Annotated in this window: 19 protein-coding genes and 1 pseudogene; 5 read left to right on the plus strand and 15 right to left on the minus strand. The window is 69.2% G+C overall.

Features of this window, described 5'->3' with window-relative positions:
• From WBL06_RS01035 to WBL06_RS01060, 6 genes are all read right to left on the minus strand, one after another.
• The coding region (locus tag WBL06_RS01035; protein ID WP_424454117.1) for a hypothetical protein at positions 1–304 on the minus strand (304 nt) is incomplete at its 3' end.
• 326 nt (positions 305–630) lie between these two features.
• Entirely contained in the window at positions 631–2,013 is a 1,383-nt protein-coding gene (locus WBL06_RS01040) for a GH1 family beta-glucosidase (RefSeq protein WP_424454118.1), read from the minus strand.
• 4 nt (positions 2,014–2,017) lie between these two features.
• Positions 2,018–3,190, minus strand: a complete 1,173-nt coding sequence (locus WBL06_RS01045; protein WP_424454119.1) for a cystathionine gamma-synthase — start codon at positions 3,188–3,190, stop codon at positions 2,018–2,020.
• A gap of 13 nt (positions 3,191–3,203) precedes the next feature.
• Positions 3,204–4,565 (minus strand): cystathionine beta-synthase, encoded by a 1,362-nt coding sequence (locus WBL06_RS01050; RefSeq protein ID WP_424454120.1) that lies wholly within the window; start codon positions 4,563–4,565, stop codon positions 3,204–3,206.
• Between the two features lie 48 nt (positions 4,566–4,613).
• Entirely contained in the window at positions 4,614–6,065 is a 1,452-nt protein-coding gene (locus tag WBL06_RS01055) for a mechanosensitive ion channel domain-containing protein (RefSeq protein ID WP_424454121.1), read from the minus strand.
• Between the two features lie 20 nt (positions 6,066–6,085).
• The gene (locus WBL06_RS01060) at positions 6,086–8,284 is read right to left on the minus strand and encodes an adenylate/guanylate cyclase domain-containing protein (protein WP_424454122.1); all 2,199 of its coding nucleotides are present in this window, start codon (positions 8,282–8,284) and stop codon (positions 6,086–6,088) included.
• 141 nt (positions 8,285–8,425) lie between these two features.
• On the opposite strand from WBL06_RS01060, the gene WBL06_RS01065 reads away from it, so the two are divergent.
• Both WBL06_RS01065 and WBL06_RS01070 read left to right on the plus strand, forming a co-directional pair.
• Positions 8,426–9,106, plus strand: a complete 681-nt coding sequence (locus tag WBL06_RS01065; RefSeq protein ID WP_424454123.1) for a DUF3105 domain-containing protein — start codon at positions 8,426–8,428, stop codon at positions 9,104–9,106.
• A gap of 4 nt (positions 9,107–9,110) precedes the next feature.
• Positions 9,111–9,749 (plus strand): DUF305 domain-containing protein, encoded by a 639-nt coding sequence (locus WBL06_RS01070; RefSeq protein WP_424454124.1) that lies wholly within the window; start codon positions 9,111–9,113, stop codon positions 9,747–9,749.
• Here WBL06_RS01070 and WBL06_RS01075 read toward each other — a convergent pair.
• On the minus strand, positions 9,664–11,616 hold the full coding sequence (locus WBL06_RS01075) for an ABC transporter ATP-binding protein (protein WP_424454207.1): 1,953 nt from the start codon (positions 11,614–11,616) through the stop codon (positions 9,664–9,666). The genes WBL06_RS01070 and WBL06_RS01075 overlap by 86 nt on opposite strands.
• 263 nt (positions 11,617–11,879) lie before the next feature.
• Between WBL06_RS01075 and WBL06_RS01080 the strand changes: the two genes are divergently transcribed.
• On the plus strand, positions 11,880–13,487 hold the full coding sequence (locus WBL06_RS01080; protein WP_424454125.1) for a LuxR C-terminal-related transcriptional regulator: 1,608 nt from the start codon (positions 11,880–11,882) through the stop codon (positions 13,485–13,487).
• 219 nt (positions 13,488–13,706) lie between these two features.
• On the opposite strand, the gene rplL is transcribed toward WBL06_RS01080, so the two are convergent.
• From rplL to WBL06_RS01105, 5 genes are all read right to left on the minus strand, one after another.
• Positions 13,707–14,099 carry a 50S ribosomal protein L7/L12 gene (rplL, locus tag WBL06_RS01085; protein WP_424454126.1) on the minus strand — a complete coding sequence of 131 codons (393 nt, stop codon included), beginning with the start codon at positions 14,097–14,099 and terminating at the stop codon, positions 13,707–13,709.
• 11 nt (positions 14,100–14,110) lie between these two features.
• Entirely contained in the window at positions 14,111–14,623 is a 513-nt protein-coding gene (gene rplJ / locus WBL06_RS01090) for a 50S ribosomal protein L10 (protein ID WP_424454127.1), read from the minus strand.
• Positions 14,624–14,849: 226 nt separating this feature from the next.
• Positions 14,850–15,722, minus strand: coding sequence for a hypothetical protein (locus WBL06_RS01095; protein ID WP_424454128.1), 873 nt, complete (start codon positions 15,720–15,722; stop codon positions 14,850–14,852).
• Positions 15,723–15,763: 41 nt separating this feature from the next.
• Complete coding sequence (locus tag WBL06_RS01100; protein WP_424454129.1) at positions 15,764–17,191, minus strand: sensor histidine kinase; 1,428 nt, start codon at positions 17,189–17,191, stop codon at positions 15,764–15,766.
• Positions 17,191–17,940, minus strand: a complete 750-nt coding sequence (locus tag WBL06_RS01105; protein ID WP_424454130.1) for a response regulator transcription factor — start codon at positions 17,938–17,940, stop codon at positions 17,191–17,193. Before WBL06_RS01105 ends, WBL06_RS01100 begins: the two co-directional genes overlap by 1 nt.
• 116 nt (positions 17,941–18,056) lie before the next feature.
• On the opposite strand from WBL06_RS01105, the gene WBL06_RS01110 reads away from it, so the two are divergent.
• Complete coding sequence (locus tag WBL06_RS01110) at positions 18,057–18,671, plus strand: YqaJ viral recombinase family protein (protein WP_424454131.1); 615 nt, start codon at positions 18,057–18,059, stop codon at positions 18,669–18,671.
• Between the two features lie 33 nt (positions 18,672–18,704).
• On the opposite strand, the pseudogene WBL06_RS01115 reads toward WBL06_RS01110, so the two are convergent.
• Positions 18,705–19,286 (minus strand): annotated as a pseudogene (locus WBL06_RS01115) (DUF998 domain-containing protein); the annotation flags it as partial.
• An 8-nt stretch (positions 19,287–19,294) separates the two neighbouring features.
• Entirely contained in the window at positions 19,295–20,005 is a 711-nt protein-coding gene (locus WBL06_RS01120) for a Pr6Pr family membrane protein (protein WP_424454132.1), read from the minus strand.
• A gap of 136 nt (positions 20,006–20,141) precedes the next feature.
• Here WBL06_RS01120 and WBL06_RS01125 point away from each other — a divergent pair, with 136 nt between their 5' ends.
• Positions 20,142–21,110 carry an NADP-dependent oxidoreductase gene (locus WBL06_RS01125; protein WP_424454208.1) on the plus strand — a complete coding sequence of 323 codons (969 nt, stop codon included), beginning with the start codon at positions 20,142–20,144 and terminating at the stop codon, positions 21,108–21,110.
• A 27-nt stretch (positions 21,111–21,137) separates the two neighbouring features.
• Here the strand turns inward: WBL06_RS01125 and WBL06_RS01130 are convergent, their stop codons facing one another.
• Entirely contained in the window at positions 21,138–21,590 is a 453-nt protein-coding gene (locus WBL06_RS01130; RefSeq protein ID WP_424454133.1) for an Lrp/AsnC family transcriptional regulator, read from the minus strand.
• Positions 21,591–21,615 lie beyond the last annotated feature (25 nt).

Genomic DNA, 21,615 nt, shown 5'->3' on the forward strand with positions numbered 1-21,615 from the left:
CATCGCCCAGCCACACCGGCGGGGCATCCAGCAGCCGCCCGACGGTGACCAGATCCCGGGAATCGCGCGCGGACTTGCCGGTCAGGGTCGAGACGAGCCCTTCCGGGCCGCGCGCCCCGGTGCTGGCTGCGAGACCTTCATAGCCGGCATCCCGGGAGGAGCGCCGGTCGATCTCCCCGGCGAACGCGGCGACCACCGACTCGACGTGACGGGCGTGCGCGGCCCAGTGCCGCATCCCCTCCATCAACTCCTGATGCGAGGCACGCGCCAGCCCGGAGAGGTCGCAGACCTCGATCACAGGCACGGCAGGCAGGCTCACGCCGATCTCCCAGGTTCGTAGTTCGTCATTCAGAACGAGATGCTCGGCACGAGCAAGACCATACTATCGAATGTGTGTTCGATACGCAACTCTTGTGCGCAGGGTCTCGACACGCCGCCTCCGGCGGCTACTCGACCACCGAAGAGCCACACCGCCTCCGGCGGCTACTCGACCACCGAAGAGCCACACCGCCTCCGGCGGCTACTCGACCACCGAAGAGCCACACCGCGTCCGGCGGCTACTCGACCACCGAAGAGCCACGCCGCACCACCGAAGAGCCACGCCACCTCCGGCGGCTTCTGACCACAGAACTACAAGCTGCGGGTTTGGATGATCTCGGCGTAGCGGCGGCCGGAGTCCTTCACGATGCGCTCCTGGGTGTCGTAGTCGACGCGCACGATGCCGAAGCGCTTCGAGTAGCCGTAGCCCCACTCGAAGTTGTCCATCAGCGACCAGACCATATACCCGCGCACGTCGGCGCCGGCCGCACGAGCCGAGAGAGCCGCGGCGAGGTGCCGCTCGACGTAGTCCTGCCGCGCGACGTCGTGCACGCGACGGTCGATGACGACGTCGGGGAAGGCGGCGCCGTTCTCGGTGACCAGCAGCGGGGTCTCGGGGTAGTCGCGGGAGAGCCGTAACAGCAGCTCTTCGAGGGCATCCGGGGCGATGTTCCAGCCCATCTCGGTCTGCGGGCCGGGCTGCGGCAGAAACTCGACGTGTTCGCTGCCCGGCCACGGCGAGCCGCTCGCGGCCCCGTGCCCGTCGTTGCCGCTGCGCGGCGACCGGCCGTCCCACTCCCGTACGGTGACGGTCGAGTAGTAGTTGACCCCGAGCACGTCGATCGGGGCGGCGATCGCCGCCCGGTCGCCGTCACGCACGAACGACCAGTCGGTGACGCCCGCCGTGTCGAGAAGCAGGTCGTCGGGGTAGGCGCCGCGCAGGATCGGTTCGGTGAACGCCCGGTTCGCCAGGGCGTCGACGCGCCGCATCGCGTCCTCGGCGTCGTCGGATCCCGGGCGCGGCACGTGGAAGTTGAGGGTCGCCGACACTTCGGGGGCGTTGCGGGCGGCCCGCCGGATCTCGGGCACCGCGAGCCCGTGCGCGAGGTTGAGGTGGTGCATGGCCGCAAGCGCAGCGGCGCCGTTGGTGCGGCCGGGGGCATGTACCCCCGAGCCGTAACCGAGGAACGCCGAGCACCACGGCTCGTTGAGGGTGGTCCACATCGCCACGCGGTCGCCGAGCACCTCGACGATGCGGGCCGCGTACTCGGCGAAGCGGAAGGCGGTGTCGCGGGCGGGCCAGCCGCCGGCATCCTCGAGCTCTTGCGGCAGATCCCAGTGATACAGCGTCGCGATGGGGCGGATGCCGCGGGCGAGCAGCCCGTCGACCAACCGGGAGTAGAACGCGACACCTTTCGCATTGAGGTCGCCACGAGCCCCGGGCTGCACCCGCGGCCAGGAGATCGAGAAGCGATACGCCTCGAGCCCCAGCGACTGCATCAGGTCGAGGTCGGCATCCAGGCGGTAATAGTGGTCGGCGGCGACGTCGCCGGTGTCGCCGTTCCAGGTGCGGCCCAGCGTGTGGCTGAAGGTGTCCCAGATCGACGGGGTGCGGCCGTCGTCGTGAGCGGCGCCCTCGATCTGGTACGCCGCGGTCGCCGCTCCCAGCAGAAAGTCCTTCGGGATGGCCGTCATCGCGTCAGAGCCGGCTGAGGGTGTCGAGGAGGTCGGCGGTGAGGTCGTCGACGTCCTCGATGCCGACCGAGAGTCGCACCACGGAGTCGGGTACCTCGAGTTCGGTGCCGCGTACCGACGCGTGCGTCATCTCCGAGGGGTAGCAGACGAGCGACTCGACGCCGCCGAGCGACTCCGCGAGCTGGAAGAGCTGCGTCGACTCCGCGAACCGGCGAGCGGTGGCACCGTCGGCGAACTGCACCGAGAGCATGCCGCCGAACGCGCTCATCTGGGTGGCAGCGAGGTCGTGGCCGGGGTGGTCAGGCAGGCCGGGATAGTAGACGGCGGTGAGCTTCGGATGCCCCACCAGCTTCCCCGCGATCGCTGAGGCGTTCGCCGAGTGCCGATCCATGCGCACCGCGAGCGTCTTGATGCCGCGGATGGTGAGCCAGGCATCCATCGGGCCGGAAACCGCGCCGACGCCGAACTGCAGGAATTCGACCTTCTCGACCAGGCTCTGCCCGCCCACCTCGGTCGCGTCGCGCAGGATCACCGCGCCGCCGAGCACGTCGCTGTGGCCCCCGAGGTACTTCGTCGTCGAGTGCACAACGACGTCGGCGCCGAGCGAAAGCGGCTGCTGCAGGTAGGGGGTCGCGAAGGTGTTGTCGACGACCACGATCGCGCCGATCTCGTGCGCGATGGCCACCACCGCGGCGATGTCGGTGATCTTCATGAGCGGGTTGCTCGGGGTCTCGACCCAGACCACCTTCGTGGCGTCGGGCCGGATCGCGGCGCGCACGGCATCCAGATCGCTCATGTCGACCGTCGACAGGGATACCCCCCACGGCACGAACACCCGGCTCACCAGCCGGTGGGTGCCACCGTAGACGTCATTGCCCATGAGCACGTGCGCGTTCGGGGTGAGGATCGCGCGCAGCAGGGTGTCTTCGGCGGCGAGACCCGACGCGAAGCTGAACGCCCGATCGCCGCCCTCGAGGCTCGCGAGCAGGGTCTCGAGGGCCGTACGGGTGGGGTTGCCACCACGGGCGTACTCGTAGCCGTTGCGGAAACCGCCGATGCCGTCTTGCACGAACGTCGTCGTGAAGTAGACCGGCGGGATGACCGATCCGGTGGTCGGGTCGAAGTCCTGGCCCGCGCGGATCGCGCGCGTGGAGAACCGGTGGGATGCGTCGTTCATGGGGTGGGGTGTCCTAGGCGCCGAGGAAGGTGAGCAGGTCGTGGCGAGTGAGAACGCCGGCAGGCTTGCCGTCGTCTACCACGAGCAACGCGTCGACCGTGGCGAGGGATTCCCGTGCGGCGTCGACCGACTCGTTGACGCCGATCAGCTTCAGCGGCGGGGAGACGAAGGACTCGAGGGCGTCGGTGAGTTGCGCACGACCGGAGAAGACGGCATCCACCAGGGCCTTCTCGTCGATCGAGCCCATCACCTCGCCCATCACGACCGGCGGCTCGGCGGTGAGCACGGGCATCTGCGAGATGTCGTAGCGGCGCATCTTGTCGATCGTGTGCCGCACGGTGTCGCTCGGGTGCACGTGGATGAGCTCGGGCAGGTCGCCGTCCTTCGCGCCCACGACGTCGGCGACGGTCGCGCCCGACTCGGCGGGAAGGAAGCCGTAGGAGCGCATCCACTTGTCGTTGAACACCTTGCCGAGGTAGCCGCGCCCGCCGTCGGGCAGCAGCACGACGACGACCGCGTCGGCGGGGAGGTCTTTCGCCGCCTTGAGGGCCGCCGACACCGCGAGACCCGATGAACCTCCGACGAGCAGCCCCTCCTCGCGGGCGAGGCGGCGGGTGATCTCGAACGATTCGGCGTCACTCGACGCGATGATCTCGTCGACGACGCTCGGGTCGTACGCGGTCGGCCAGAAGTCCTCGCCGACGCCCTCGACCAGGTACGGGCGACCCGTGCCGCCGGAGTACACCGATCCCTCGGGGTCGGCGCCGATCACCCGGATGTCGGGGTTCTGCTCCTTGAGATACTTGCCCGCGCCCGAGATGGTTCCGCCCGTGCCGACGCCGGCCACGTAGTGGGTGACTTTGCCGTCGGTGTCGCGCCAGATCTCGGGGCCGGTCGTCTCGTAGTGGCTGAGCGGCCCGTTCGGGTTGGAGTACTGGTCGGGCTTGAACGCGCCCGGGATCTCCTTCACCAACCGGTCGGAGACGGAGTAATAGGAGTCTGGGCTCTCCGGAGCGACAGACGTCGGCGTGACGACGATCTCGGCGCCGTAGGCCAGCAACACGTTGCGCTTGTCTTCGCCGACCTTGTCGGGCAGCACGAAGACGCAGCGGTAGCCGCGCTGCTGGGCGACGAGGGCGAGACCGATGCCGGTGTTGCCCGACGTCGGCTCGACGATCGTGCCGCCGGGCTTGAGCTTGCCCTCACGCTCGGCCGCGTCGATGATGCGCGCCGCGATGCGGTCTTTGCTCGACCCGCCGGGGTTCAGGTACTCGATCTTCGCGAGCACCGTCGCCTGAATGCCGTCCGTCACGCTGTTGAGCTTGACGAGGGGCGTGTTGCCGACGAGGTCGAGCACCGTCTGGGCGTACTTCATCCCCCGATCCTACGGTCGCGGGTTGCCGTGTTACCTGGCCGGGCGACCTCAGGCGACGGGGAGCGAGACCGGAGGGGGCTCGCCGGCATCCATGAGGGCCTGGGCGACCAGCTTCAGTCGGGCGTCGATCGCCTGGCCCATGTCGCGGGCGAGGTCGGGATGCGTGCGCACCAGGTCGTCGATCACCGACAGCGGTACGAACAGCACCGCGAGGTCGACGAGGGCGACGACTTCCGCTCCGGCGATCTGCCGGGTGAGCGCGGTGACCCCGAGCACGTCGTCGCGCCCGAGCTGGCCGACCGGCAGCATCGCCCCGCGCGAGGCCGGCACCGACAGCTCGACGTTGCCGCTGATGATGATGCGGATGCCGTCGGGCACCGATCCGGCGCGCTGCACGATCTCACCCTCGCCGTACTGTTGCAGTCGCGCGCCCCTGTCGGCGAGCGCGACGGCTTCGGGGACGCTGAGGTAGAACCGGGGAGCGAGCCGCGCGAGATGCTCGCGAAGTCGCTGCGGCGTGGCGAAGTTGTCGGTGAGGTCGCGGTCGAGGTGCAGGCCCGCCCGGCGCGCGGCGTACCAGAGGCGCTTGCGGAACAGCCCGAGCGACATGTACCGCCGGGCCGGCGAGGTGAGGGCGAAATTGATCTCGTACTTCGATTTGCCCAGCGGGATGGCGTACGGCGTCTCGTCGGGATGCCGTTCGGGCAGTCCCGACGCCACCTCGACGAGCACGTCGATCGCCAGCTGCGGCGGGTCGTCGGTCGCGAAGCGCACGATGTCGGAGGCCTCGAACGGGGAAGTCGCCCGCGACAGGTTCGTGAACGACGCGCCTGACAGGGTCGAGTTCGGGATGACGAGGATGCCGTTGCTCGTGTCGAGATGCGTCGCCCGCCAGTTCACCGCGACGACGCGCCCCCGGCCGTCGGGGGTGACGATGAAGTCGCCGATCTCGAACGGCTGCTCGAAGAGCAGGAAGAGTCCCGACAGCACCGAGCCGACGGCGTTCTGCAGCGCGAGGCCGATGACGATCGAGCCGATGCCGAGCGCCGTGAAGAACCCGCCGATGTCGGCTTGCCAGATCCAGCCGAACAGCACCGCGAGGCTGATGGCGATGAGCAGCACCCGGGCGATGTCGACGAAGATGGACGGGATGCGCTGACGCCAGGTGCCCTCCTTCGCCGTGACGAAGACGGCGAGGTTGAGCCCGTTGAGCAGCACCAGGATGAGCACGAACCCGAATGCGGTCGCGGCGACCTTCGGCCAGGTGAACTCCGCGTTGCCGGCTTCCTGCGGGATCTGGGTGAACAGGATGATGATCGCGCCGAGCGGCGCCAGCACGTTCCGGATGAGCAGCACGATGCGCGTAGCGGGGGAGTCCCGGCGCACCATCGCGGTGTGGATCTCGCCGAGCACGAGCAGCACAATCGGCAGCCCGACGATCACCGAGACCGCGGGCCAGAACCACGGCTCCGCGGCGATATCGGCGAGGATCTCGATCATCGGCGCATCCGATCAGCGGCTCACAGCTCGGTCGCGACCGGGTCGACGCGCCACACCCGTTGCCACCCGGTCGAGGTCTCGACCACGCCCGCATCGCCGTACGGCAGGTTGTCGGGGATCTTGTCGACCACCCGCTGGGTGAGGAAGATGCCCGACTCGGTGGCGCCGCCCTGCAGCCGGAATGCGAGGCTCACCGCGTCGCCCCACAGGTCGTAGACCATGGCGGTGCGCCCGATGAGGCCGCTCGTGACGGTTCCGGTGTCCATGCCGACCCGCACGTGGATGTCGGCCCCCTGCTGGGCGCCGAACCGTTCGACGATGCGGGCGATGTCGAGTGAGAAGGCGACGGCCCGGCGCGCGTTGTCGACCCGGGGCACGGTGAGCCCGCAGCTGGCGAGGTAGCCCGCCCGGGTGCTGCGCACCCGTTCCACCCCGTGCACCTCGGCGGCCTCGTCGAACGCCCGGAACATCTCGTTGAGCAGGTCGAGCGACTTCTCGGAGTCGATGCCGCGCCCGTATTCCTCGAAGCCGACGACGTCGGCGAAGAGCACCGTGACCTCTTGGTGGTCTTGCACGATCGTGCGGGCGCCTTCGCGGTAGCGCTTCGCGATCGCCTCGGGCATGAGGGTGCGCAACAGTCGCTCGTTCTCGAGCCGTTGCTCTTCGAGCAGAGCGTTCTTGAGTTCGAGGCTGCGGCTCATCTCGTTGAACGCCGCGGCGACGTCGGCGAGTTCGTCGCTCTCGCCGGCCTCCACCTGCACCCCGCTCTCGCCGGCGGCGATGCGGCGGGCGGCATCCCGGAGGCGGTAGAGCGGCCGCACCGCGAAGCCGGCGATGAACACCGAGATGAGCGAGACGATGCCGACCAGAATCGCCGACGAGATCGCGAGACGACTGGTGAAGTCGGCCACCGGGGCGAGCGCCTCGTCGGCGTCGATCTCGGCGATGATCGCCCACTCGAAGCCCGCTGGCTTCACCGGGGCGTAGGCCGCGATCGATTGCGCGCCCAGATAGTTGCCGGACGTCACGATGCCCGTCTCGCCGCGCAGCGCGCTCGCGGCCGCCTCGGTGTCGACCCGTTGGATCAGAAGAGTCTGCCCGGTCGCGACGGCGCGGTCGGCGTCGTCGGCCGACAGGCCCATCGCGGTGGCGGCCTCGAGGTACGCCTGCGGGTCCTGAGCCAGATCGCGCGACAGCGATCGCATCGTGCCGTCCCGGCCGACGAGATATGCCTCGCCGGTCTCGCCGAGGCCGCTGTCTTGCCAGTCGGCACCGCCGGTCATGATCGCGTCGATGCGCTCCGAGGGCAGTCGAACGCCGATCGCCCCGATGATCGCGTCGTCGCTCGCAATCGGTGCGACAGCCCATCCGGTGGGAGCGTCGAGCGCCGGAGCGTAGGGCTCGAAGTCGCCGAAGGTGACCGAGTCGAGCCGGTTGCCCGACATCGCCTGTTGAAAGGCGAGCGCGAGGTTGGTGTAGCTGTAGGGCCCTTCGACCAGATCGGCTCCGAGGTCGACGTCCTTGTTGACCGAGTAGACGACTTGACCCGAGGGCGAAATGAGCACCAGCCCGGGGTATCCCGAGAGCCGGGCGAGCCGACGCAGGTAGTCGTGGTGCTCGGCATGAGCCGCCGACCACTCGCTTCCGTCACCCGCGTCGTCGACGGCGGAGGCGTCATCGCCGCCCTTCACGGTGTAGTGATACAGCAGGTAGCGGGCTGAGGCCGACGCCGGGATGAAACTGGACGCATCGACCTCCTCGCCACTGGCTTCGTTGAGCCGAGGGCCGAAATCGTCGGTGAAGAAGGCCACCAGTTCGGCCTCCTGCTCCGGCGTCAGCACCGGTGCAGGCGCGCCACCCGCCGCTGCGACGGCGTCGTTCGCGATCGCCGCCGCGTCGAGCTCGGCCACCCCCGCCGAGAACGCGAGCTCGGCATCCACCACGGCGCTGTCACGGCTCGCCAGCAGCAGCGACGCCTCGATCGAGTCGAAGAGGTTGACGATCTCGCGCGCGCGCGAGTCGCGCACCTCGGTGAGTCGCGCCTCGGCCGCAACAGTCAGCGACTCGGTGCCGTTGATGTAGCCGATCACGCCGACGACGACGTTCGACCCCACGCTCACCAACAGCAGCATCATCAGCAGCAGCGACTTGATGCTCAGCGAGTGCCGCCGACGCGCCCGGATGGCGACATGGTCGCCGGGAGCGTCATCGACCGTCACCGCAAGCCTCCTGGGGGCATGAGTAGGGCGCTCAGATAAGGAGTTGCCCCACTTTAGCGGGTGGCGGGTTCGGCGCATCCCTTGTCGCGATCATGGATGATATGGGGACAGGTCCACTGATCCCACCCTTCAGGAGCATGCTTGTCTTCGCCCTCGAACCGCCCCGCCCCGCCCAGCCTCAAGCAACAGCGAGCCGAGAAGCGGGCTGCCCAGCTTGAGAAGTTCAAGAAGCGCCAGGCTGCCGAGAAGCGCAACCGCATCCTCGGCATCATCGCGGCCGTCGTGGCACTCCTGCTCGTCGCTGGCACGGTGACGACGGTGCTCATCCTCAACGCGGCTCCGCCGAGCGGCGATCGTGAGGTGACCAGCGAGGACTACCCGGAGCGCCTGGAACTCTATCCCGACCTCGAGGCGACGCACACCGAGTCGCGGGTGACCTACGACCAGTCTCCGCCCGTCGGCGGCCCGCACAATCCGGCGTGGCTCAACTGCGGCGTCTACGACGTGCAACAGCAGAACGAGAACGTCGTGCACACCCTCGAGCACGGCGCCGTCTGGATCGCCTACGACCCCGCCTCGACAACCGACGACCAGATCGCCGCCCTCGTCGAACTCGCTCCGGACACCTACACGGTGGTCTCGCCGTACGACGGGCTCGACAGTGCGATGGTGATCTCGGCCTGGGGCGCGCAGCTGCGGTTCACCGACGTCGACGACCCCGCAGTGACGGACTTCCTCGACGAGTTCTGGCGCTCACCGACCTCGCCCGAGCCGAGCGCGCCCTGCACCGGCGGGCTCGACGGCCCCGGGCGGGTTTCGTGATCCGGTGACCCGCGGACGCATCGCCGCGGTGGTGCTCGCCGCGACACTCGTCGTCGCGGGCGCCTTCGCGGTGGGCCGCCTCACCGCCGGCCCGACGCCGACCCCGACCCCGACCTCCGACAGTGCCGCCGCCGGTTTCCTGCGCGACATGCAGGTGCACCACGCCCAGGCGGTCGAGATGGCCCTGCTCGTGCGCGACCGCACCGATGACGAGACGGTGCGCACGATCGCGTACGACGTGGCGATCACCCAGACCGGCCAGGCGGGGGCGATGTACGGCCTCCTCGACGCGTGGGGCCTGCCCCAGATCTCGACCGGGCCGCCGATGGCCTGGACCGAACTCCCCGCACTCGACGGCTCAGGCGACGGACACCAGATGGATCCCGAAGCGCCGGGCGGGATGCCGGGGATGGCGACGCAGGAGCAGCTCGCCGAGTTGCGCAGCGCCACCGGGGTCGATGCCGTGCGGCTGTACCTGCAGCTGATGATCCCGCACCATCAGGGCGGGCTCGAGATGGCCGAAGCCGTGCTCGCGCGCACCGGCGTGCCGCAAGTGGTCACTCTCGCGAGCGGGATCCAGCGCGCCCAGCGAGCCGAGATCCGCGTGATGGAGGATCTGCTGGCGGCTCTGCCGTCGGACTGAGGTCGCCCTCGAGCGTCGCGGCGAGCTGCTCGGCGAACAACCGGGCGTAGACGCCGCCGGCCGCGAGCAGTTCGGCGTGCGTGCCGCGCTCGACGATGCGACCGGCCTCGACGACGAAGATCACGTCGGCGGCGACGACCGTCGACAACCGGTGGGCGATCGCGAGCGTCGTACGCCCGCGGGACGCGTCGTCGAGGGCGCGCTGCACGATGCGTTCCGAGACGGTGTCGAGCGAACTGGTGGCCTCGTCGAGGATGAGCACGGCCGGGTCCTTGAGCAGCACCCGGGCGATCGCGACGCGCTGCTTCTCGCCGCCCGAGAGCCGGTAGCCGCGCTCACCGACGATCGTGTCGTACCCGTCGGGGAAGGCAGCGATGGTGTCGTGGATGTTGGCGGCCCGGGCCGCGACCTCGAGCTCGGCGTCGGTGGCGTCCGGTTTGGCGTACCGCAGGTTCTCGGCGATCGTCGCGTGGAACAGGTAGGTCTCCTGACTCACGATGCCGATCGCGTCGATGAGCGACGCGTGGGTGAGGCGCCGCACATCCTCGCCCGCGAAAAGCACGCGGCCGTCGGTGACCTCGTGCAGCCGGGGCAGCAGATACGACACCGTCGTCTTGCCGGCACCCGACGGCCCGACGAAGGCGGCGTAGGTGCCCGGCTTCAGGTCGAACGAGATGCCTTTGAGGGTGGTCGGAGCATCCTCGGCCTGGTCGGGGTAGCGGAAGACGACATCCTCGAAGGCGACCTCGCCGAGCCGGCCCGAGTCGACCGGCTGCGCGTCGTCGGCATCCCGGATCGCCGGCACGAGATCGAGGTACTCGAAGATGCGGGCGAACAACGCCTGCGAGGTCTGCAGGTCGAGCGCGACCCGCAGCAGCCCCATGAGCGGCCACATGAGTCGTGCCTGCACCGTCGTGAACGCGACGATCGTGCCGGCGGTGACCGCGACATCCTGGAAGATCAGCCACGCGGCGACGAGATAGATGACCGCGGGGATGACCGACAGTACGACGTTCACGATCGCGAAGAACCATTGACCCGTCATCGCGAGCTGGATCTGCAGCCGGATCTGGCGACCGTTCTCGTCGTGGTAGCGCGCGACTTCGGCGTCCTGCCGGTTGAACGCCTTCGCCAGCAACACGCCCGAGACGCTCAGGGTCTCCTGGGTGATCGCCGTCATGTCCGACAGCGACTCCTGCGTCTTCGTCGCGATGCGCGCCCGGGCCTGACCGACCCGCCGCTGCACGAACACCAGGATGGGCAGTAGCACGACGGCGACGATCGTCAGCTGCCAGGACAGCAGCAACATCGCCACGAGAGCGGCGATGACGGTGACGGTGTTGCCGACGACGCTCTGGATGGTGTTGCTCAGCACGCCCGCGACACCGCCGACGTCGTTCTGGAGGCGCGACTGGATGACGCCGGTCTTGGTGCGGGTGAAGAAGCCGAGTTCCATCGCCTGGAGGTGGGAGAACAGCTTCACCCGGAGGGCACCCATCACGTTGTTGCCGATGCGCGCGGTGAGATAGGTCTGCCCCACGCCGAGACCGGCCGACGCGAACCAGGCGAGCAACATCAGCCCGACCAGCTCGAGCAGCACCGGCACGTCGGGGCGGCCTTCCGGCGGGAAGAGGCCGCGGTCGAAGGCCTGCTGAGTGAGCAGTGGCGGCAACACGCTGAGGGCCGCGCCGGCGAGAACCAGCACGATCGTGACGATCAGGGCTCGGCGGTGCGGGCGGAAGAGATCGCCGATCCGGTGGATCAGGTCAGGGATGCGCGGAGCCTGCGCGTTGATCTCGCGCTGCGCCTCGGCGTCCCGGCCGCCGACTCGTCCGCCCCCCGGATGCGTCATGCCCCGGTTGCCCATGCTCACCGGGGAAGCCTACGGGACCGCACCCCGGGACGCCGGGGCCCGTCTGGGTCGGGATGTCCCGCATCGAAATGCCTCCGCCGTCAACCGGTGGACAGACGTGAGCGACCGCAAGTAGCCTCTCACCCGACTGCATTTGCCCGCCGAGCACGAGCGCTGGGAGCGATCCCGACGGGATTCCCGACGCTGCTGTCGCAGGATCACGACTCAGTGCGCCCCGGGCTCAACCACGTCGGGCGGCGCACCTACGCAGGAGACCGGTGGCGCACCCCGCATTCGAGGACGTGCGACGAACCGTCGAAGCCGCTCTGGCCGACGGCGACGTCGCGCGTGCCCTCGCCACGGTGCGCCAGTACGCGCGTGCCGCCGCGACGGAGCACGGGGCGGAGTTCCGCGCCCTGATCGCCGGCCTCCCGGCGTCGGCGTGGAGTTCAGATGCGCAGATCGCGAGCGCAATGGGCGCCAGCTACCGATCGCCGGGATCACCGCGTGGCTCGTCGGCGATCGGCTACTTCGACGCAGCCGAGGCGAGCCTCACCCAGGCGGGGCGAGACGCCGACAGCGACCGCATCACGGTCTGGCTGGGGCACGCGGCGGCGCTCCGCACCCTGGGCCGTCTCGGCGACGCCCAGCGATACGTGCAGCGTGCGCGCGACCTCGTCGCCGACGGCATCCTCTCCCTGCCCGTGCGGGTAGAGCTCGACGCCCGCACCATGCTCGAAGCCGGGATGATCGACCTCCATCTCGGCAACCTCGACGCCGCCCGGCACCATCTCGAGCACGCCAACGGCCTTGCCGCCGAGCATCTGACGCGCGCCGAACACATCGAGGGCCTCGGGGGGCTCGCCCTCGTCGAGTACGGGCAATCGGGCCTCGAGGCCGCGACCCGCCACAGCGCCGAAGCCCTCGCGTTGGCGGAAGGTACGGCGTTGCTGAAGACCGGCTTCGCGGCTCCCGCGCTCTTGGCCCAAAGCCTCGCCGCCACCGACCGGCACGACCGCGACGGCGCGGCCGAGATCGAGGGCGACATGCTCGACGCCGCAAGTCACACCGAGTGGGAGCCGTTCTCGTACACCGCCGCGGGCTACCAGCGGTTGGCCGAACGACGCCTCGCCGAAGGTCTCGACTTTTCGCAGCGCGCACGGCACGGCTACCGCTCCTGGGCACCGGCGGGACTCGGGCTCTCGGCGGCCGAGCTGATGCACGCATCGTTGCTGATGCATCTCGACCAGGGCGACGAGGCGTGGGCGATTCTGCGCGAACTTCCAGCCTATGAACACCACATCCTGTGCCCCGCGCGGGTCGCCGCCCAGTTACGGCTTCGTCACGGTGACCTCAAGGGCGCGGCCGCGGCGCTCGAGGGCTGCGAGCAGATCGCCGCCGATCACTCTCAGCGCACCCTCGTGGATGTGCGGATGCTGCGCGCCGCGATCGAGTTCGAACGCGGCAATGAGGCGCTCTCCGATGTTGCCTTCGATCGCGCGCTCGTCGCCATGACACGGAGCGGGTCGCGTGCGCCGTTGCGGCTCGTCCCGCCAGGAACGCTCGCCGCTCTCACCCGCCGGGCGATGACCCGCGGGCATTCCGGGGAAGCCGCCCGGATCCTCTCCCGCATCGCCGAGGCGACCGAGGGGCACGCCCGGGCGATCGAGCCGCTCAGCCATCGCGAACTGCTGGTTCTTGCCGAAGTCGAGAAGGGCGCGACCGTCGCCGACATCGCGGCCGCGCTGTACATCTCTCCGAACACGGTGAAGACGCATCTTCGACGGCTCTATCGAAAGCTCGGCGTCTCGACGCGCCCGGACGCCATCCGCAAGGCGAAGTCCCTCGGATTGGGGCACCCAATCACCCGCGATTCACCCGAGTAGACCGATCTGTCGCTCAGCCGCGGGTGCTTCAATGTGAAGCGTTGCATACGAGCGCCGTCCCTGATCCCGGCGCTCGGTTCGACATGGGTGGGGTCTTCCGGCTGGTTACCGGTGGCCCCACCCCCCGCACGAAGAAGGCGCTGCCCCCGACTCGGGAGCAGCGCCTTTCTCGTTGAAGCGATGACGCAGTGGTTCTTTCGAACGCAGCGGTTCTTCGAACTACTTGAGGGTCACCGTAGCGCCGGCGCCTTCGAGAGCGGCCTTGGCCTTCTCGGCGGCATCCTTGTTGACACCCTCGAGCACGTTGCTCGGAGCGCCATCGACGAGGGCCTTCGCCTCGCCCAGCCCGAGGCTGGTGAGGGTGCGCACCTCCTTGATGACGGCGATCTTGCCGGCACCGGCCGACTCGAGAACGACATCGAACGAGTCCTTCTCCTCTTCGGCTTCGGCGGCTCCACCGGCTCCACCGGCGGCCGGAGCGGCAGCGGCGGCGACGGGGGCGGCAGCGGTGACCTCGAAGGTCTCCTCGAACTTCTTGACGAACTCGCTGAGCTCGATCAGCGTCAGGTCCTTGAACGCCTCGAGAAGGTCGTCGGTGGTGAGCTTTGCCATGTTGATACTCCTTAGTTGGTTTCCTGCTTGGCACGCAGCGCGTCGACCGTGCGAACGGCCTTCGCGAGCGGTGCGTTGAACATGTAGGCGGCTCCGAACAGCGAGGCCTTCATGGCGCCCGCCAGCTTCGCCAGCAGCACCTCCCGGCTTTCGAGATCGGCGAGCTTGCCCACCTCGGCCGACGTCAGCGGGGCGCCATCGAAGTAGCCCCCCTTGACGACCAGCAGAGGGTTCGCCTTGGAGAAGTCACGCAGTGCCTTCGCGACCGCGACGGTGTCGCCGTGCACGAACGCGATCGCGGACGGACCAGCGAGCTGGTCGTCGAACGAGCTGATGCCAGCCTCGTTCGCCGCGATCTTGGTCAGCGTGTTCTTCACCACGGCATAGCTCGCGTGTTCACGGAGGTTCGCGCGCAGCTCCTTGAGCTGTGCGACCGTGAGCCCGCGGTACTCGGTGAGCACGATCGCGTTCGAGCTGCGGAAATTCTCCGCGAGCTCGGCGACAGTGGCTTCCTTGTTCGCCATGGCGTTCCGTTCTTTTGTGTGTGATTGACGGCCGCGCTCTGCTTTCACAGAACCGCACGAAAAAAGCCCCGGCGCAGACGCACGGAGCTTCGGGCCCAGAAAGGGCTGTCACTTCACACACCTGCGCAGGCATCTCTTGCGAGATCTTCGTCTCCCCGAGGGGAGAACCGGCGGTCTACGGCCTCGTGAAGGATACGCGACGGATGCCGCAACGGCAAGCCGGCGATCAGTCCTCCGGCGGCGGCGCCTTCTTCTTCGGCGCGGCCCGCTTCTTCGGCGTCGGCGCGAGCGCTGCTTCCGGCGCTGGTTCCGGCTCGGCGACCGGTGCCGCCTCGATCTCTGCCACAGGCTGCGCGGCAGCCTCCGGCTCGACGTCGGCATCCGTCTTCTTCTTCTTCGTGCGCACGCCCGGCAGCACGAGCACGGCCACGATGACGGCGAGAAGGAACAGCAGAACGCCGATCGCCAAGCCCACTCCCGTGCCCGGGTCGCCGTTCGGCGGGGTCGCGCCGGATGCTGCCGGCAGGATCGCCACGTCGTCGAGAGGCACCGGGGTGCTGAGCCCGGTCGACCCGGGAACCAGCGGCGTCAGGGTGCCGTCCGCGGCGAGAGCGAGCCAGGCGGCGCTCGGCACGTCGTGCACCAGCGACGAGCCGTCGGGGACCGCAGAGAGCGCGGTCGCGAGGTCGGCGTCGGCCTCGAAGACGGCCAATTCGGGACGGCTGTTCGCCGGGTTGATCCAGATGGTCGCCAGGCCCACAGGCGCGTCGGCGATCGCAATCGGCACGATCCACTCGTTGACGATGTCGAGCGGATTCTCCGTCTCTTCGCCCGCGCGTTGCTCGGCGCTCCAGACATGAACGCGTTCGATCACTCCAGGCTTGGTCGTCTCGTCGAAGTCGATCCCGTCACCTTCGGCGTTCACCCCATAGACGTCGTTCAGCTGGGCGACCAGCGTCCCGTCGGCGACGTAGGCGGCGACCTCCGACGGCACCGAGCCCTCGGCGGGCGCCGTGGGCGCGGCATGCGCCGACCCCGCGGGCGCGCCGAGGAGCACGGCGGCGAAAGCAATCGCGAGCACGCTGCGGGATCGGGTCATCCGGATGCGGCCTTCTTCGAAAGGGGCGGGCTCCCATGTTCTCACTGTTCCGGGGTCGCGAGCGGGAGGCGCACGACGAACCGGGTGTCACCGGGATGGCTCTCGACCGCCACCGACCCGTGGTGGGCGGCCACGACCGCCGACACGATCGCGAGTCCGAGACCCGTGCTGCCGGTCGTTCGGGCGCGGGAAGTGTCGCCGCGCGTGAATCGTTCGAAGAGGGACGGTTGGAGTTCCGCCGGGATGCCGGGGCCGTCGTCGGCGACGGTCACCACCGCCTCGCCCCGGTCGGTCGTGACGCTTGCGGTGACCGTGGTGCCCGCGGGGGTGTGCACGCGAGCGTTGGCGAGCAGGTTGCTGAGTACCTGATGGAGTCGATTCGCGTCGCCGGCCACGACCACCGGCCCGTCGCCCGTCTCGACGCGCCACAGGTGTTCGGCCGAGGCGGCGTGGGCGTCGGCAACCGTGTCGGCCAGCAGGGGAACAAGATCGACGGCGTCGGCCACCAGATCGTGTCCCGCGTCGAGACGCGCGAGCAACAGCAGCTCCTCGACGAGCGAGGTCATGCGCACCGACTCCGATTCGATTCTGGCCAGGGCGAAGACGATGTCGTCGGGTAGCTCGTGACCGCCGCGACGCGTGAGTTCGGAGTAGCCGCGAATCGATGCGAGCGGCGTGCGCAGTTCGTGGCTGGCGTCGGCGACGAACCGCCGAACCTTCTCTTCGCTCTGTTGCCGTGCGTGCAGGGCCGATTCCACGTGCTCGAGCATGAGGTTGAAGGCGGCGCCGACCTGCCCGACCTCGGTGCGCGGGTCGGTATCGGGCACCCGGTCGGCGAGCGCGACCTGACCCCGTGCCAGCGGCAGCTCGGCCACGCTGCGCGCCGTGGCTGTGACCCGCCCCAGAGGTCGAAGGGCGACGCGCACGATCTGTGCGCCCGCGAGCGCGGCGACGGCGAGCGCCGCGAGCGTCACGAACGCGAAGATGAGCGCGAGGTTCGTCGTGGTCGCGGTGACCTCCGCCGTCGGCAGCCCGGCGATATTCAGGTCGCGGTCGGCGGGCGGTGTCTGTCGCGCGGCGACCCGGAACTCCCCAAGGTCACCGAGGTCGACCGTGACCGGCCGCTCGCTCAGATCCAGAGCGAGCAGCCGGTCGACCTGGGCCGGCTCAAGGGCGATCGTCGCGCCGGCCTCGGTCACGTATTCGGAGCGGACCACCACGCCGTCGCGCACTCGCACCACGAGAGTTCCGATGCGGTTGCCCGGCTGATCGACCTGCGGTCCGCCCGCGGTGGGCCCGGCGGCGCGACGGGCGGCATCCAGCACCTGATCGTCGAGCCGCACCAACAGGGTGTGCCGCAGCGCGACGACGCTCGACACCCCGACGACGACGCTGACCACGGCGAGCAGCGCGACGATCCCGACGACGAGACGGCGTCGCAACGACCACGAGCGGCGCGCGGCTGCCATCACGTGGCCGATTCGGGAGAGGGTGCCTTGATCGTGTAGCCGACACCGCGCACGGTGTGGATCATCGCGGCGCGACGAGCGTCGATCTTCTTGCGGAGGTAGGAGATGTAGATCTCGACGATGCTCGACCGCCCCCCGAAGTCGTAGCTCCACACCCGGTCGAGGATCTGCGCCTTGCTGAGCACCCGGCGCGGATTGCGCATGAGGTAGCGCAGCAGCTCGAACTCGGTCGCGGTGAGCGCGATCGGCTCGCCGCCGCGTTCGACCTCGTAGGTCTCTTCATTGAGCACGAGGTCGCCCACCCGGATCTCGGGGTCGATCGCCGCCGACACGATCCGCGCGCTGCGTCGCAGCAGCCCGCGCAGCCGCGCGACGACCTCGTCGAGCGAGAAGGGTTTCGTCACGTAGTCGTCACCCCCTGCGGTGAGTCCGGCCACCCGGTCGTCGACGGCATCCTTCGCAGTGAGAAAGAGCACGGCAGCCTCGCTGCCCGCCTCCCGCAGGCGGCGCAGCACCTGCAACCCGTCGACGTCGGGCAGCATGATGTCGAGCACGATGACGTCCGGGGAGAAGGTACGGGCCAGGGCGATCGCATCCTGGCCGTTGGCGGCGGTCTGCACCTCCCAGCCCTCGTAGCGCAGGGCCATGCGCAGCAGTTCCCCGAGGGATGCCTCGTCATCGACGACGAGGGCGCGGACGGCGGTTCCGTCGGTGCGGGTGAGCGCGGATGCAGGAGTCGGGAGGGCCACGTTCCCCAGTCTGTCCGGCTTCCTATGAATCGCCTATGACGACCCTTGGGGCGTACCCGGAATCGCCTTGGCGCGTCCCGGCGGCGGATGTCTGCGCCGTCCCGCAGACTGGACGGGTGACGATCGCGCAGCCCACCCTCCCCCTCTGGGACGAGCCGCCGGCATCCCACCGCGACCGCATCGTCGCCGATCAGACCGATCGGATCGGCTGGCTCAAGGCCCGCGCCCGCGGCGTCACCGCGACGGATGTCGCTCGGCTGACCAGCGAGCGCGCCGTGAAGACCCTTGCCCTGGAGAAGTTGCTCGGCTCGCGCTTCGGCGGCAACGCCTATACCGAGCACGGTCGCCTTCGTGAGCCGGCGATCGGCCGCTGGGCGGGCAGCGTGTACGGGATGCGGTCGTCGAGCGCCCTCTTCCACGCCGACGGCAACCGCGATCACCTCGCCACGCCCGACGGGCTCCGCGAGATCGACGATCGCGTCGAGCTGTGCGAGATCAAGACGACCTCCCACTCGTGGCGCGGCATCCCGCGCAACTACCTGCGTCAGGTCTGGTGGCAGCAATACGTGTTAGGCGCGGAGCGAACGCTCGTCGTCTGGGAACGGCACGAGGAATTCGTCCCCGTCTCGAGCGAGCCCGAGTGCCGCTGGGTCGACCGCGACGACGCCGAGATCGGCCGTCTCATCATTCTCGCCGACGACCTGTTGCGCGCCATGCGTCGCGAACGCTGACCGCTTCTCGAACGTCAGCGCCACCCCGTAGACAGCGACCCAGGCGATTCCGAGCGTCGTCGCGACGAACTCGAGCCGGCTGCCGAACCAGGCGTAGAAGTCGAAGACCGACATGAGACCGCCCGTCGCGGCGATCACCGCGACCGATATGGCCGCGACGAACGAGAACCGGCGGATGACGGCGTGCCCGACCGCGAACGCGCACTGCAGCATCGCCCAGGCCGCGAAGGCGAACGCCAGGGCTGCGGCGCTGACGTGCCCGAGATCCTGCCACGAGAGGTCGGGCCCGAACCGCGGTACCGGGCAGCCGCTCGTGCACGGAACCTGCGATGCGACCAGAAACAGCAAGCTCGCGATCGCGAGGCTCACCGACGGCCTCCACCACCGCAGCACGGAGGCGCGCGAGCGGATGCGGCGGCCGGCCCCGGCGATCGCGAGGCCCCCCGCGACGAGCAGCAGCAGCGCCTGCTCGAACGCCGCAGCCGTCGGTTCGCCGTCGGCGCCGAGTTCGCTCACGTAGACCTCACGCGGCACGTCGACGCGCAGCATCCAGATGATGGCGAGCGAGGCCAGCACGCACAGCGTGCCGATACCGGCGATGACGCGGTCGAGCATCCTGCGGGTCAGCCCTTCGGTACCGGCAGCGGCCAGCGGTCGCTGCGCCGCGACGCCCAGATCACAGCGGCCCCCACCAGGCCGATCACCGCGGCGATCAGCGCCACGTAGAACGCGACCGAGACGTAGCCCTGAGCTGAGGTCACGGGGTTGAGGAACGGGTACGGGTACCAGCCGCCGGCGTAGTCGGGGTTGAGCGCGGCTTGCGTGGGGTCGTCGACGAATGGCCCGCGGATCATCGTGTAGACCGCCCAGACGATCGGGAAGATGATGACGATCCAGATGTGCTTCCACTCGAGTGGGCGGCGGCCGGGGGCGAACAGCCAGTCGATGACGATCAGGATGGGCCCGATGACGTGCACGATCTCGTTCGACCAGCCGAGCGTCGCGCCCTCACTGACTTGGACACCGCGCAACAGAGTGTTGTAGACGATCCCGGTGGTCGCCAGGTAGGCGGTGACGGCCGCGCGTCCCACTCCGAACCACAGCGGGTCGGGGTCGGCCGATCGAATCAGCAGGATCGCGCCGACCAGGAACACCGCGATGGCGAGGATGTTCGACTCGACGGTGAAGAAGCTGAAGAAATTGACCGCGGGAACGCCGTTCTCTTCGATGCCGTGCAGAGCCCGGAAGTTCAGCGAGTGGATGTACTGTCCGACGATCGCCGCCGTGATGGCTGCTGCGCCCGCCAGGCGGAACACGATGAACCCGACCCGCACGTGTACCCCGACTCTCCGAGGCGGTATGCCTCGAAGAAATGCTAACGGAGCCCTCAAGTTTCACGAGGCGGAGACAGCCGCGTAACACCGGCGACTCATGCACGCCGTTAGCTTGGGTACGGACGACGGGATGAGGATGATGGCGACGATGCGGGCCATGGCGATGACGCGGGCCGGTGGCCCCGAGGTGCTCGCGCTCACCGATGTCGACCGCCCCGTGCGGGTCAACGCCGAACTGCTCGTGCGCGTCGTCGCCGCAGGGGTGAACCCCATCGATGCGAAGACCCGCGCCGGCACGGGTGCGTTCCCCGGAATCACCGCGTTTCCCGTCGTGCTCGGCAACGACTTCAGCGGCATCGTCGAGGAGGCGCCCTACGAGGCGCACCCGTTGCAACCGGGCACCGAGGTGTACGGCATGGGAATGGTGCCGCGCATGTCGGGGGCGTACGCCGAGTACCTCACCGTGAACGCCCTCTCGGTGGTGAAGAAGCCGTCGACGCTGTCGCACGTCGAAGCCGCCGGGGTGCCGCTCGCGGCGCTCACCGCGTGGGGCATGGTGGTCGAGACCGCCAAGGCCCACGAGGGGCAGCGGATGCTCATCCATGCCGGCGCCGGCGGAGTCGGGCACTTCGCGGTGCAGTTCGGCGCCTACTTCGGCGCGCACGTCATCGCGACCGGGTCGGCCCGCAACACGTCGTGGTTGCGCGAGCTGGGTGCGGCCGAGGTGCTCGACTACACCGCAGAGCGGTTCGACGAGGTGCTCGACCCGGTCGACACGGTGATCGATCTCATCGGCAACGTCTCCGACGACACCGGCACCCGCTCGCTGCGGGTGACGCGCTCCGGCGGCCTCATCGTCAACGGCCCGACCGGGTCATGGCCCACGATGGTCGCCGACGCCGCCGCCGCAGGAGTGCGGGCGACCGGCTACCGCGTCACCCCCGACGGCTCGACGCTGGCGGTCGTGTCTCGCTTGCTGGAATCGGGCGCCGTGAAGGTCTACGTCGACCACGTCTTCGATCTGGAAGACGCCGCGGATGCTCACATCGCGATCGAGTCGGGGCACACGCGCGGCAAATTGGTGCTCAAGGTCGCCGACGGCTGAGGATCTTCCCCGGAACGCCGGGGCTGCTCAGCGCGGCCCCCAGATGAACCGGTGGGTATGGATGGCGTGGTAGTCGAACGTCTGCACGCTGACGACCCCGGACACGGCGCGCACCTGGTCGTTCACGATCGCGAAGAGGGCATCGGGGGTCTCGGCAAGCACCTCGACGAGCAGATCGAATGGCCCGGAACCGAGCACCAGGTAGATGACCCCGTCGAGTTTGCCGATCTGGTCGGCGACGGCGCGCGCGTCGCCCTGCACCGTGACGCCGAGCATCGCCATGCGTTCGTAGCCGAGTCGCAACGGGTCGGTCACGCCGACGACCTGGAGGATGCCGCGCTCCTCAAGTCGCAGCACGCGCAGCCGGGCGCCTCCGGCGGAGAGGGCGACGCGCTCGCCCAGTTCGGCGTAGGTGAGCCGGCCGTCGAGCTGCAGGGCGACGATGAGTTCTCGGTCGATGTCGTCGAGGTCGGTATCCATCGTGAGAACTGTAGAACACTTATCG

Source organism: Pseudolysinimonas sp. (assembly GCF_049651805.1).
Taxonomy (GTDB): domain Bacteria; phylum Actinomycetota; class Actinomycetes; order Actinomycetales; family Microbacteriaceae; genus Pseudolysinimonas_A.

Bases quoted from the DNA above. Each gene is read 5' to 3' on its own strand.
- WBL06_RS01045 (WP_424454119.1), bottom strand. From the start codon at position 3,190: ATGAACGACGCATCCCACCGGTTCTCCACGCGCGCGATCCGCGCGGGC.
- rplJ (WP_424454127.1), bottom strand. From the start codon at position 14,623: ATGGCGAACAAGGAAGCCACTGTCGCCGAGCTCGCGGAGAATTTCCGC.
- WBL06_RS01095 (WP_424454128.1), bottom strand. From the start codon at position 15,722: ATGACCCGATCCCGCAGCGTGCTCGCGATTGCTTTCGCCGCCGTGCTC.
- WBL06_RS01125 (WP_424454208.1), top strand. From the start codon at position 20,142: ATGATGGCGACGATGCGGGCCATGGCGATGACGCGGGCCGGTGGCCCC.
- WBL06_RS01040 (WP_424454118.1), bottom strand. From the start codon at position 2,013: ATGACGGCCATCCCGAAGGACTTTCTGCTGGGAGCGGCGACCGCGGCG.
- WBL06_RS01075 (WP_424454207.1), bottom strand. From the start codon at position 11,616: ATGGGCAACCGGGGCATGACGCATCCGGGGGGCGGACGAGTCGGCGGC.
- WBL06_RS01130 (WP_424454133.1), bottom strand. From the start codon at position 21,590: ATGGATACCGACCTCGACGACATCGACCGAGAACTCATCGTCGCCCTG.
- rplL (WP_424454126.1), bottom strand. From the start codon at position 14,099: ATGGCAAAGCTCACCACCGACGACCTTCTCGAGGCGTTCAAGGACCTG.
- WBL06_RS01100 (WP_424454129.1), bottom strand. From the start codon at position 17,191: ATGGCAGCCGCGCGCCGCTCGTGGTCGTTGCGACGCCGTCTCGTCGTC.
- WBL06_RS01050 (WP_424454120.1), bottom strand. From the start codon at position 4,565: ATGAAGTACGCCCAGACGGTGCTCGACCTCGTCGGCAACACGCCCCTC.
- WBL06_RS01055 (WP_424454121.1), bottom strand. From the start codon at position 6,065: ATGATCGAGATCCTCGCCGATATCGCCGCGGAGCCGTGGTTCTGGCCC.